At 57.9% G+C, this 12389-nt stretch carries 14 protein-coding genes; 7 read left to right on the top strand and 7 right to left on the bottom strand.

The features are described 5' to 3' along the window. Positions 1–161: 161 nt before the first annotated feature. The 3 genes from FPY71_RS00255 to FPY71_RS18615 form a co-directional block, all read right to left on the bottom strand. Complete coding sequence (locus tag FPY71_RS00255; RefSeq protein ID WP_149296490.1) at positions 162–1121, bottom strand: acetyl-CoA carboxylase carboxyltransferase subunit alpha; 960 nt, start codon at positions 1119–1121, stop codon at positions 162–164. 116 nt (positions 1122–1237) lie between these two features. Next, positions 1238–2170 carry a site-specific tyrosine recombinase XerD gene (locus FPY71_RS00250; protein ID WP_149296488.1) on the bottom strand — a complete coding sequence of 311 codons (933 nt, stop codon included), beginning with the start codon at positions 2168–2170 and terminating at the stop codon, positions 1238–1240. After that, entirely contained in the window at positions 2167–2346 is a 180-nt protein-coding gene (locus FPY71_RS18615; RefSeq protein WP_246160069.1) for a hypothetical protein, read from the bottom strand. The genes FPY71_RS00250 and FPY71_RS18615 overlap by 4 nt, the downstream gene beginning before the upstream one ends. Positions 2347–2502: 156 nt before the next feature. Between FPY71_RS18615 and FPY71_RS00240 the strand changes: the two genes are divergently transcribed. Then, positions 2503–3084: a shikimate kinase gene (locus tag FPY71_RS00240; RefSeq protein ID WP_149296486.1), complete on the top strand. Its 582-nt coding sequence runs from the start codon at positions 2503–2505 to the stop codon at positions 3082–3084. After that, positions 3081–4220 (top strand): 3-dehydroquinate synthase, encoded by a 1140-nt coding sequence (gene aroB / locus FPY71_RS00235; protein ID WP_149296484.1) that lies wholly within the window; start codon positions 3081–3083, stop codon positions 4218–4220. Before FPY71_RS00240 ends, aroB begins: the two co-directional genes overlap by 4 nt. Here aroB and FPY71_RS00230 read toward each other — a convergent pair. Then, positions 4180–4905, bottom strand: a complete 726-nt coding sequence (locus tag FPY71_RS00230) for a YoaK family protein (protein ID WP_149296482.1) — start codon at positions 4903–4905, stop codon at positions 4180–4182. The two genes, aroB and FPY71_RS00230, sit on opposite strands and share 41 nt — an antisense overlap. After that, positions 4902–5201 (bottom strand): BolA family protein, encoded by a 300-nt coding sequence (locus FPY71_RS00225; RefSeq protein WP_149296480.1) that lies wholly within the window; start codon positions 5199–5201, stop codon positions 4902–4904. Before FPY71_RS00225 ends, FPY71_RS00230 begins: the two co-directional genes overlap by 4 nt. Positions 5202–5319: 118 nt before the next feature. Between FPY71_RS00225 and FPY71_RS00220 the strand changes: the two genes are divergently transcribed. The 4 genes from FPY71_RS00220 to FPY71_RS00205 all read left to right on the top strand — a co-directional run bounded on the left by FPY71_RS00220 (position 5320) and on the right by FPY71_RS00205 (position 10119). Further along, positions 5320–5919 (top strand): J domain-containing protein, encoded by a 600-nt coding sequence (locus tag FPY71_RS00220; protein WP_149296478.1) that lies wholly within the window; start codon positions 5320–5322, stop codon positions 5917–5919. Positions 5920–6194: 275 nt separating this feature from the next. Next, positions 6195–7181 (top strand): cobaltochelatase subunit CobS, encoded by a 987-nt coding sequence (gene cobS / locus FPY71_RS00215; RefSeq protein ID WP_149296476.1) that lies wholly within the window; start codon positions 6195–6197, stop codon positions 7179–7181. A gap of 5 nt (positions 7182–7186) precedes the next feature. Then, on the top strand, positions 7187–9073 hold the full coding sequence (cobT, locus tag FPY71_RS00210) for a cobaltochelatase subunit CobT (protein WP_149296474.1): 1887 nt from the start codon (positions 7187–7189) through the stop codon (positions 9071–9073). A gap of 2 nt (positions 9074–9075) precedes the next feature. Continuing rightward, positions 9076–10119: an esterase-like activity of phytase family protein gene (locus FPY71_RS00205; RefSeq protein ID WP_210246224.1), complete on the top strand. Its 1044-nt coding sequence runs from the start codon at positions 9076–9078 to the stop codon at positions 10117–10119. Between the two features lie 31 nt (positions 10120–10150). Here FPY71_RS00205 and FPY71_RS00200 read toward each other — a convergent pair whose 3' ends face one another. Both FPY71_RS00200 and rpmB read right to left on the bottom strand, forming a co-directional pair. Next, entirely contained in the window at positions 10151–10843 is a 693-nt protein-coding gene (locus FPY71_RS00200; protein WP_149296470.1) for a queuosine precursor transporter, read from the bottom strand. Positions 10844–10995: 152 nt separating this feature from the next. Continuing rightward, on the bottom strand, positions 10996–11289 hold the full coding sequence (gene rpmB / locus FPY71_RS00195; protein WP_149296468.1) for a 50S ribosomal protein L28: 294 nt from the start codon (positions 11287–11289) through the stop codon (positions 10996–10998). 254 nt (positions 11290–11543) lie between these two features. Between rpmB and FPY71_RS00190 the strand changes: the two genes are divergently transcribed. Beyond that, complete coding sequence (locus tag FPY71_RS00190; protein WP_149296466.1) at positions 11544–12338, top strand: DUF3108 domain-containing protein; 795 nt, start codon at positions 11544–11546, stop codon at positions 12336–12338. The last annotated feature ends 51 nt before the right edge of the window (positions 12339–12389 follow it).

The following is a 12389-nucleotide window of genomic DNA, read 5'->3' as shown; positions in this document are numbered from 1 at the left end:
AGCAGCAGCGCCAGTAGCGTCCCCCTGCCCGACAAACAGTAATTTTCACCCTAATTATGACTCCGTCAACCTTGCGCGGCGGTTAACGGCATAAGTTCATTTTTACAGTTTTCAGAAGCTTTTTCGCATCTTCATGTCAATCAGGCAAAAGGCCGCGCAGGTCAAACCTTGAGGTCGCGGCCCATGCTCAGAAATTTTTGTCGTCTTTCACGCTTCAGCGTTTCGCCGTCGGTCTGTGAAAGACTTTGAAATGCCTGACGGATAGCAGCACCGGTAGAGTTGATTGCCGCCATTCTGTCGCGATGAGCACCGCCAATCGGCTCTTCGATGATCTGATCGATGATGCCGAAATTCTTGAGATCCTGCGCGGTGATCTTCATGGCCTGCGCAACATCCTTGGCCCTGGACGAATCTCTCCACAGAATGGAGGCACCGGCTTCCGGCGAAATAACGCTGTAGATGGCATGCTCAAGCATCAGCACCCGGTTGGCCGCAGCAATGGCAATCGCGCCGCCGGACCCGCCCTCGCCGATGACGACTGAAACCAATGGAACCTTCAGGTTCAGACATGTTTCCGTCGACCGGGCAATGGCCTCCGCCTGACCACGCTCTTCCGCACCGATACCCGGATAGGCGCCTGCTGTGTCCACCAGCGTCAGCACCGGAACGTGGAACCGCTCGGCCATTTCCATCAACCGTACGGCCTTGCGGTACCCTTCCGGACGCGCCATGCCGAAATTGTGTTTCAGCCGTGACTGAGTATCAGAACCTTTTTCCTGACCGATCACCGCGACCGGCTGGCCGTCAAACCGCCCGAAACCGGAAATGATCGCATGATCTTCCGCAAAATAGCGGTCCCCCGCCAAAGGGGTGAAATCGGTGATCAGATGCTCAAGATAATCCAGGCAGTGCGGCCTGTCCGGATGCCGGGCCACCTGCGTCTTCTGCCAGGGCGTTAACTTGCGGTACAGATCCACCAGCGCATCGTGCGAACGCTTTTCAAGCCGCGCAATGTCGTCGCCGACATCAAGGCTGCCTTCATCATTGCTCATGCGCTTCAGTTCAAGGATCTGACTGTCGAGATCAGCGACTGGTTTTTCAAAGTCGAGGTAATTGTGCATTCGTCAGCGGTCGTTGCCGTCCTTCTGCCGGGCGGACCCTTTGTGCATTTGCGCACAGGGGCATAAGCGCCGTCGATTTTGGCGCAAACTGACGATATGGCCGCGCCTTGTCAATCTTATCCGTCGCCAAGCGTTGATAAAGGGTGATGCTCGCTGACAAGATCCAACAAGCGACTTTCCAGAACATGGGTGTAAATCTCGGTTGTCGAAATGTCGGAATGACCCAGAAGTTCCTGAACCGAACGCAGATCAGCACCATTTTGCAGCAGGTGGCTGGCAAAGGCATGGCGAAGAACATGCGGCGAAACGGTTGATTCGGATAGGCCGGCCCGGTGTGCCAGTGCCTTGATGTCGCGGGCAGCGGCCTGCCGCGTCAGATGACCGGACTGTGATAGCGCTGGAAACAGCCAGCCACTGTTCGATTGAGGGGCCAGCGTTTGCTGCAGGGCAGAAAACTCGGCCAGCGCCTGCGCAGCCCGGCTGCCCAGCGGCACCATTCTTTCCTTGTTGCCCTTGCCAAGCACCATGATCGCGCCGCCGCTGGCACGCAGCACTGTCCTGGGCAATGACACAAGTTCGGATATGCGCAATCCGGTTGCATAGAGGCTTTCTGTCAAAGCGTAGAGCCGCAGCGCCCTCAGGCGCGCCGCGTCGGACAGCCGGGTATCAAGTGATTCGGCCTCTGCGGTGTCCAGCAACCGCGTCACCTCGAACTCGCTCAGCACTTTTGGCAGCGACAATGACTTGCGCGGCGCATCCAGGGAACTTGCCGGATTGTCCTTGCGCTCCCCCTCCACATACAAAAACCGGAACAGCTGGCGAATGGACGACAAGTGCCTGCGACGTGTTGAAGAGGCAAAGCCACAATCGGCCAGAGAGTCCATATAGGCGCGCAGATTCTCGGCTGATGCGGTGGCAATTTCTGCGCCTTTTGCCGCCAGAAATCCGGCAAGGTCGGTCAGGTCGCGCTCATAGGCTTCCAGAGTATGCGCTGCCGCTCCGCGCTCCACCGCCATCATTTCCAGAAAATTCGCGACCTCACGGCTCATGGAACCTGCCGTTGCGGGGCGGGAGTCGGCTGGCCCTGCCCCAGCTCACGCAGCGGCACTGTTTCGCGAAACTGTGTCGGCTTCGGCTCCACATAAAGCACCAGCAATGCCATGGTTGCCGCAACAATGGCGGCAATCACGACAAGAGCTGTCAGCAGGCGAACAAGGGTTGGCATAATCAAACAAACTCGTCATGAGGTAAGATCAGCATTCTGTGCGCCAAGAGTTAAAACTTCTGACTCATGGCGCAAATTGCAAGCACGCTTGACGTGAAGGCCGGTTTCCTGTTTTCGAAACGAGCGTTTTTTCTTCCTTCCTGTACAAGGTATGTGATGTCTGTTTCGGCCGGAAAACAAAAGGTTGGTCCATCAAGGCCGGATCTGCAAGGCCGCTCAGTTGCGCTGGTTGGTCTGATGGGTGCCGGCAAAACCACAATCGGGCGCAAGCTGGCGCAGGTTCTGCAACTGCCTTTCGTCGATTCAGATGCCGAAATTGAACGCATTTCCCGCATGACGATTTCTGACCTGTTTGCCGCCTATGGTGAACCGGAATTTCGGGCGCTGGAAGCCCGCGTGGTGGCTCGAATTGCCGAAGATGGGCCGAAGGTGATTGGCACCGGCGGCGGTGCTTACATGAACGCAGCCACGCGGCAGGTTCTTCGTGAGCACGCGGTGACAATCTGGCTGAAAGCCGACCTGGATCTGTTGATGGACCGGGTTTCCAAACGCCCGACCCGCCCGCTTTTGCAGGCACCCGATCCTCGACAGGTTATGCAGGACCTCATTGACAAGCGCTATCCGGTTTATGCGCAAGCCGACCTCGTGGTTCAAAGCCGCAATGCGAAGCGCGAAACGATTGCCATGGAAATTGTTGCCGCACTTGAAAAATACTGTGCGCAGAAGGATTCAGAATGACCGATATCCAAGCCTCTGGCGCCAGTAAAACGGTGCGGGTGGAATTGGGAGCGCGCTCCTACGACATTTTGATCGGGCCGGGAATTCTGGCCCGTGCCGGGGAAGAAATTGCCCGTCGCGCGCCCGGAATTCGCGCCGCCATTGTAACGGATGAAACCGTGGCGCCGCTTTATCTGGCCAGGATGCAGGATGTGCTGAGGCAGGCGGGCATTGCATCCAGCGCCATTGTGATGCCTGCGGGAGAAGCGACCAAAAGCCTGTCCTGTCTGGGTGAGGTTGTGGATAGCGTGCTGGCCGACAGGCTGGAACGTGGTGATACTGTGATTGCGCTTGGCGGTGGCGTCATCGGCGATCTGGCAGGTTTTGCCGCCGGTATTGTGCGGCGTGGCATGCGGTTCATTCAGATTCCCACAACATTGCTGGCACAGGTGGACTCTTCCGTGGGTGGCAAAACCGGCATCAACTCTCCGCGTGGCAAAAATCTGATCGGTGTCTTTTACCAGCCGCAACTGGTGCTGGCCGACACTGAGGTGCTGTCAACATTGTCCCCGAGGGAATTTCGCGCCGGTTACGCCGAGGTGGTGAAATACGGGCTGATTGACCAGCCGGAGTTTTTCGAATGGCTGGAGCAGCATCACGCGGCGGTTTTTGCCGGGGGACCGGAGCGTGTCGAAGCAGTTGCACGCTGCTGTGCTGCCAAAGCCGCAGTTGTTGCGGGTGATGAACAAGAGCATGGCAACCGGGCATTGTTGAACCTTGGCCACACTTTTGGTCATGCGCTGGAAGCCGCAGCCAATTATGATTCCGCGCGGCTGGTCCATGGTGAAGGCGTGGCAATCGGCATGGCGCTGGCGCACCGATTTTCTGCGCAACTGGGGCTTATCAGCGGGCAGGACGCCACGCGGGCCGTACGGCATTTGCAAACTGTTGGCTTGCCCACCGAGATTTCGCAGATTCCAGGGCCGCGCTTTACCGTGGATCTGTTGATGGACAAAATTGCGCAGGACAAAAAGGTCAGCAAAGGCAAGCTGACATTCATCCTGACCCGCGGACTCGGCCAATCCTTCGTAGCCAGAGACATTTCTGCGGAAAAGGTCAGCGAGTTTCTGGCCGGGCAGCTGGACGCGCCAGCCTGACGCGTGGTGGTGAAACATAGCTGTGCCGCCAATGGCGCGGTATCAGCAGAATCACCACACCCAGAAACAGGTTGAACACGGTTGGAACCAGAAGCGCATTCTCCTGCAGGCTCTGATAGGCCAGCGCGCCCACCAGTGCGCCGGCAAACATGCCTGCCCATGGCACGATCTGAAAGGTCCACGCGCCTTGACGCTCACCCATGAGATACCGGCCGAGTCCGCGCCCGAAACGCGACAATGCGCCGGTTATGAAGGTGATGCCAAATGCCTGACCTTCAATCTGCTCAATGCCGGAATTCAGCATGCCCATTGCCAGAACGGTCAACAGAACCGCCCACATCGAGCCGGGCGCAAGCATTGGCATGGCGATCAGAGCAGAAATCAGAAACAGAAGCGGCACATGGTTTCGCTTTACCAGGCGAATGAAAACCTCGCCTGCCGTATTGCCCAGCACAAAAACCAGCAGGATGGCCATCATCAGCGCAGCACTGGCGAAATCGCCCCCAACCAGCGCCGCCGCCAGCTCTGTTGTGTTGCCGCTCATGAAGGAAATGTAGTGGCCAATCATCATCAGCCCGATCACGTCGGTCATGCCGGCCAGCATGGCCAGGGCGCTGGTCAGCAGAAGCCCTGCACCCACGCGCTGCCGCTTCAGCCGACGGTGCCTGCGACGATGTCGGGTCATTGCTGTGCAATATCTTCCGGAGCTTTGGCCTCGATGGCCAGCGCATGCACACCGCCAGCCAATTCATCGCTCAAGGCAGCATTGATTGCCCTGTGTCGTGCAATGCGGTTCTGGCCGGAAAAAGCACTTGCCACAATGCGCACTCGAAAGTGTGTTTCACCTGTGCCATCAAACGGCGCAGGGTGGCTCGAATCATGATGATGCCCGGCGTGCAAATGACTCTCATTGAGAACTTCAAGGCTCTCAGGCGTAAATGCAGCTTTAAGCTTCTGTTCGATAGAGGTTTTAATGCTCATATATCACCCGGGCAGATTACAGGATAAACGCAAATTAGGCCGAAGCTCTCGTGTTGCGCGGCTTTTTCTGTCTGTCAATTCTTGTTCAACACGCAATACGAACCCATAATTGAGTGCGATGAAGCTTGATTCTAAAATTTTTGACCGTATCCGGGTGCGCGGCACAGCCAAGGAAGAGGTGCGCGCGCCCGAATGCGCATGGCATGATTGCTGCGAGCCCGGCACGCACCGGGCACCGCGTGGCCGCAATCAGGAAGGCCAGTACTACCAGTTCTGCTTCGAGCATGTGCGGCTATATAACAAAAGCTACAACTACTTTTCCGGGCTGGATGATGAAAGCATACAGGCTTTTATCAAAAGCTCGCTGACCGGACACCTGCCCACCTGGGGCATGGGCTCGAATGGCAGTGGCGAAACCGGAGCCTCATCCGCATCCTCCAGCGCGAAGGCTCGTCCGCGCTGGAACAAGCACACCCATGCCAACCGCCCGCAGGGAACGGTCACCGGGCCCAGCCGCAAGCCCCGCACCTTGGAAATGAAGGCAATGGACACTCTGGGCGTGCCCCACAACACCGGGCCGGAAGTGCTTCGCCTGCGCTACAAAGCGCTGGTGAAACAATATCACCCGGATGCCAATGGCGGCGACCGCACGACTGAAGACCGGCTGCGCGAAGTGATCCAGGCCTACAAGCTGCTGAAACAGGCAGGCTTCTGCTAGGCCAAGGCTGCAATCCGCATCCATTTCCGGCCAATTTTACTCCATTTATGCGCAACGAGTGTTTCCACCCGGCGTTAAAATGCTTTAGAACGCGGGCGGTGGCGCTTTTTGCGCCGCGTGCGAGTGGCGCATTTTGGCTTTTCCCCGAATCGCAAAATGCTCTATCGCTTTGTTTTTATGCAATTCCAAACGCAAGACTGCGTCTTACCTTGACTGGAATTGCTCTGGACAGATGACCATCGCTGCCGCAGCGCACTTTGGTCCTTGGAGGTATGATGAGTGCAGCGGAACTGGAAGTGGCCGGATTGCCCGATGCCAGCGTCTCCGTCCGCGAAACCTTCGGTTTCGACAGCGATTTGGTAGTACCCGCTTTTTCTGTGGCTGACCCGCATGTCCCGGAAATGGACCCGGACTATTTGTTCGACAAGCAAACCACGCTGGCAATTCTGGCTGGCTTTGCGCATAACCGCCGCGTCATGGTTTCCGGCTTTCACGGCACCGGCAAATCAACCCACATCGAACAGGTGGCCGCGCGCCTGAACTGGCCTTGCGTGCGCGTCAATCTGGACAGCCACGTCAGCCGCATCGACCTTGTCGGCAAGGACGCGATTGTCGTGCGCGAAGGCATGCAGATCACCGAATTTCGTGATGGCATTCTGCCTTGGGCCTACCAGAACAATGTTGCGCTGGTGTTTGACGAATATGATGCCGGACGTCCCGACGTGATGTTTGTCATTCAGCGCGTGCTGGAAGCATCCGGCAGGCTGACATTGCTGGATCAGAGCCGCGTTATTCGTCCGCATCCGGCTTTCCGGCTGTTTGCCACCGCCAATACGGTTGGCCTGGGTGACACGACCGGCCTCTACCATGGCACCCAGCAGATCAATCAGGCGCAGATGGATCGCTGGTCAATCGTGACCACGCTGAACTATCTGCCGCACGATAATGAAGTGGGCATCGTGCTGGCCAAGGCACGCCATTTCGACACCAAGGAAGGCCGCACGCAGGTTTCCAAAATGGTTCGCGTTGCGGATTTGACGCGCTCTGCCTTTACCAATGGCGACCTTTCCACCGTCATGAGCCCGCGCACCGTGATCACCTGGGCGGAAAATGCGCAGATCTTCGGCGATATCGGATTTGCATTCCGCCTCACCTTCCTGAACAAATGCGATGAGCTGGAACGTGCGCTGGTTGCAGAGTTCTATCAGCGCGCCTTTGGCGAAGAACTGCCGGAATCCTCTGCCAACATTGTGCTTGATTGATCCCAATGACGCGTCACGGCGACAATACACGGCCCGGGAAACTGACAACCGTCGATCGCGAGCCATTTCGGCGGGCGGTTTCCGGTTGTCTTCGGGCCATTGCCGGCGAGGCTGAGCTTGAAATTGCCTTTGGCAACGAGCGCCCCGGCATTTCGGGCAGCAAGGCGCGGCTGCCGGAGCTGCCACGCCGTGCCACTGCAAATGATGTTGCCGTAACCCGGGGCCTGGCAGATGCCATGGCGCTGCGCCGCGCCCGCCATGACATGCGCATCCACACGACACTGGCCCCCCAGGGGCGCGAGGCGAAGGCCGTGTATGACGCGGTTGAGCAGGCGCGCGTTGAGGCCATTGGCGCCAATGCACTGAGCGGCGTCGGCGAAAATCTGACCGCCATGCTGGAAGACAAATATTCCCGTTCCAACCTGTCTGCCGTGACCGACAAGGCGGAAGCGCCGCTGGAAGATGCGGTGGCAATGATGGTGCGTGAGAAACTGACCGGCCGACCCGTGCCAGCCAGCGCACAGGCACTGGTGGATGTCTGGCGTGACTGGATTATGGAAAAGGCCGGCTCACGGTTCGACAATCTGTCTGAGTTGATCGAAGACCAGCGCGCCTTTGCCCGTGCCATGCGCGATGTTCTTGCCGCCATGGAGATGGCGGAAGAACTGGCAAATGAAGAGCCTGAAGAAGACGGCGACAACGAGGAAAGCGGTGATAACCAGACCCGCGACCCGGACGATGCGGATGGCGACAAGGAAGCGGGGCAGCAGGACGCCCAACCGCAGGAAACCGAGATGGAAGGCGAGTCGGAGGATGCCGCTGAATCCGACGCTTCGGACGCCACTGCGGAAGACCCTTCGGACGACGACAATCCTGATACCGAAGCGCCGGGAGACACGCGACGACCGCACCAGCCGTTGACCAATCAGTCCGGCGACAGCGACTACCGCGCATTCACCACACAGTTCGACGAAATTGTTGGCGCGGAGGACCTGTGCGACGACGAAGAGCTGGAGCGTTTGCGGGCGTTCCTGGACAAGCAGCTTGCGTCTTTGCAAGGCGTTGTCGGCCGACTGGCCAACCGTCTGCAACGGCGCCTTATGGCGCAGCAGAACCGCTCCTGGGACTTTGATCTGGAAGAAGGCTATCTCGACACTGCGCGCCTGACGCGGCTTGTGACAGATCCGATGCAGCCCCTGTCGTTCAAGATGGAGCGTGATGCGCAGTTTCGCGACACCATTGTCACGCTGCTGATCGACAATTCCGGTTCCATGCGTGGCAGGCCAATCACCGTTGCGGCAACCTGTGCCGACATTCTGGCCAGAACGCTGGAACGCTGCAACGTCAAGGTTGAAGTGCTTGGCTTCACCACCCGCGCGTGGAAGGGTGGCCAGTCGCAGGAGCTTTGGCGCAAAGAGGGCAAGCCGCAGCGCCCTGGCCGCCTGAATGACATTCGCCACATCATCTACAAGTCGGCTGAAGCGCCATGGCGGCGCGCACGGCGCAATCTTGGCCTGATGATGCGTGAAGGGTTGCTGAAGGAAAATATCGACGGTGAGGCGCTGATCTGGGCGCACAACCGCTTGCTTGCCCGCTCCGAGCAGCGGCGCATCCTGATGGTGATTTCCGACGGTGCACCGGTGGATGATTCGACATCTTCCGCCAATCCGGGCAATTACCTTGAGCGCCATTTGCGCGCGGTGATTGAAGAAATTGAAACTCGCTCCCCGGTTGAACTGCTGGCAATCGGCATTGGCCATGATGTGACACGGTATTACCGACGCGCGGTTACTCTGGTTGATGCCGAAGAGCTGGCCGGGGCAATGACCGAGCAACTGGCTGCGCTTTTCGAAGTGCAGGAAAATACGAAAGCCACTGGCAAGCGCCGGTGAGGATGAGACTTACCCTGTTCTGTCTGAGCGCAGCCCTGGTGCTGCATCAGCCGGTACAGGCCGCTGGCAAGGCGGTAACGGTTGCAGCCACGCCAATTGAACAGTTCCGTCCCGGTCACGATCAGACCCGGTTCGGTGCGTTTGACTATATTGGTGGCTTCAGTTTTCGCGCACCCAATGTGCATGGCATTTCAGGCCTGCGCTTTCTCGATAACGCGCGTCAGGCATTCCTCAGCGTTTCTGACTTAGGCTATTGGTTCACCGGTCGGATTCGCCGCGCCGATGACGGGACGCCGATTGGCATTGATGCTGCACAGCTGGCTCCGATACTTGACCGGGATGGCATGAGTTCGGCCCGCAAAACTTCATCAGACGCAGAAGGTCTGGCAATTCATGATGGCATGGTGCTGGTTGCTTTTGAACGAGACCACCGCATCGAAGTGTTCGACCGCGCCGACCCGCTGCTCAGCCGCCCGCTCGCCGGCGTTCCGCTGATCATTCCGCACAATGAGCTGCGCAGCAATCAGGGCATAGAGGCAGTTGCCTTTGCTCCGCCGGGCGGCGCTTTGCGGGGCGCTGCAATTGCGATTTCCGAGCAATCGATAGATTCACACGGCAATCTGTTTGCCGCAATTCTCGGCCGCCCGGTGGCCGCGGCCAAAGGCTATGTTGAAGCCAATCCCGACCACAGCGGCATTTTCACGGTGTTGCGGCAACCGCCCTGGCACGTTACTGACGCGGCCTTTCTGCCAACAGGCGATCTGTTGCTGCTGGAACGGCGCTATGAGGGGTTTGGTCAGCTTGGCATGCGGCTGAGGTGCATTTCCGGCACAGCACTGAAACCTGGCAGGCTGGTCTCCGGCGCAGTTCTGATGGAGGTCGATGGCAGCTATGCCATCGATAATATGGAAGCGCTGGATGTGGCTGTCGATGCGACCGGACAGATCGTCATTGCCATCGCCTCTGATGACAACGCATCGTTTTTTCAGCGCAATCTTTATCTGGAGTTCCGGCTGGCAGAGGATACACCCGCCTGCCCTGCATAGCCCATTGTTCTGACGTGGAAACGCAGCCGTTTCAACGAGAAGTGCCTTGCGCCTCGCGGTAAGGCAGAAGCAGGTTGATCGCCACGCGATACGGAACCAGACCGAACACCGCCACCGCCATTTTCACTGAAAAGTCGCCAATCGCCCACGAAATCCAGCGTGGAGCCTCTATAGACATGACGCCAAGAAGCGGTGCGGCTTCCAGGGCAAAGCCGTCATTAGGGCCAAGAATGAGAAACAGCGGCGCAAAAGCCAGTGAGAAAAACACCAGCGTGTCCAGAATGGTGCCAACCACGCCGGAGGCCATAGGCGCTTTCCACCAGCTTTGGCGGCGCAAACGGTTGAATACGTAGATGTCCATCAATTGCGCCAGCAAAAACGCACTGCCGCTGGCCAGCGCGATTCGCACCAGCCGCCCTGGTTCCAGCCCAAAAGGCACCAGCCCCCAGCCAAACAACAAGGGTGGCAGCACAATGGAGCTAAGAATGGCCATGGCAAAGCCGATGTAAACAACCCGGCGCGCCATATGCGGACCAAACAGCCGGTTGTTGATATCGGTAATGATGAACGCGAAGGGGTAGACGAATGCACCCCAGGTCAGCAAATCGCCCAATGACAGGTTGCCCACCTGGCCCTGAACTGGAAACTGCACGGCAATGTTGGACGCCAGAACAATCAGCGTCATTGCGGCAACAGGCAGCGCGTAGCGTTGAGTCATCGTCATCTATCGTTCCATTTTTTTATGCTGGGGTATGGCACCAGCGGTCAGGTTGGTCCGCGATTATACGGAAAATTGCATGAAAACGGCCCCGCTGAAAGCGAGGCCGGATTCGAAAATGGAGGATTTGCCCTGAGCAAACAGAGCAATGCCAAAGATTACTCGGCTGCGCCGGCAACCTTCTTGGCGATCTGACGCTTCAACAAACGAGCGCGCTGCGAAAGATCGTTTTCCGGAGCCTTGGCCAAAAAGGCATCAAGGCCACCGCGATGCTCAACCGTGCGCAGAGCGTTGGCGCTGACGCGCAAACGGAAACGCTGGCCCAGCGCATCGGAGATGAGTGTGACATTGCACAGATTCGGCAGAAAGCGGCGACGCGTCTTGTTGTTCGCGTGGCTAACATTGTTGCCGGACAGGACGGCTTTGCCGGTCAATTCGCAAGCGCGAGACATTAGAGCACCTTTCAACTACCATAAGCCCCGGCGAGACGCGCCGCCGCTGTAGAGCGACGCGATCATCAGCCAGACGGGCATGATCGGGAATAAGCGCCTCCTATAGTCGCCTCCCGCCTCAACGTCAAGAACACCTGACTTTCCTGATGCATGCGTTGAATATTTTTGGATTTTTGCATTTTTGCACAAGTGGTTGTCTGCCAGCATGGGTTATAAGATGCAGCCGCTGCCCGCCCGTTAAAGGTTCACACTCGATGTCCGCCGAAAGAATCGTCCATATCGCCACTTTGTTTGTGTTGCTGCTGGTATCGGGCAGCGCTGCGGCAGAGGCTCTGCAAACCCGATACAGCATTTCGATTCTTGGCCTGCCGATGGGCCGGGCAGATTTTACCACCAGACTGGACAACAACCGCTATTCGGTCAGCGGTCAATTGCGGTCGGCCGGACTCGGCGCGCTTATTTCCAGCACGCACGGCAACAGCTCGGTTGAAGGGCAGGTGCAGGGCAATGGCCTGCAGGCCACGCGCTACCGCCTGTCTTATACAAGCGATGGCAAAAGCTGGGCCAGCGATGTGCGGTTTCGCAATGGCCGTGCCGTGCAAAGCACGGTTTCCCCACCCCTGCGGGACAAAATGCCAACCGATTTTGTCTCTGTGTCCAATTCGCAATTGCGCAGCGTCGTCGATCCGCTCAGCGGCCTTATGCTGAAGGGTTCGGGTGAGCGACTGTGTAACCGCACCTTGCCGGTTTATGATGGCTGGTCCCGGCTGAACCTGAAGCTTTCACCAGCAGGAACCGGCAATTTCCGCACCAATGGCTTTGATGGTCAGGTGGTCAAATGCAATGCGCGGGTTGAGGCAATTGGCGGTTTCAGACGCTCATCATCAGGGCTGAAATATCTGCAAAGCCAGACCATTCAAATCTGGCTGGCACCTGTGGGTCAGGACAATCTGCACGCGCCGGTCTATGTGCGCATTCCAACAAAAATCGGACCGCTGACCCTCAGTGCCTCAATCTTTGCGCAAAAGGCATCTGGCGCGGGAAATTGACGGCCTGTAAAAGCCTGCCTGTTGCGTCAGAACAAGTGCAAGGCAGGCAGG

It is taken from the genome of Aureimonas fodinaquatilis, from assembly GCF_008369445.1.
Taxonomy (GTDB): domain Bacteria; phylum Pseudomonadota; class Alphaproteobacteria; order Rhizobiales; family Rhizobiaceae; genus Aureimonas; species Aureimonas fodinaquatilis.
The sequence above is the reverse complement of the archived record's forward strand: the minus strand, read 5'-3'. Positions and strand labels throughout refer to the sequence as shown.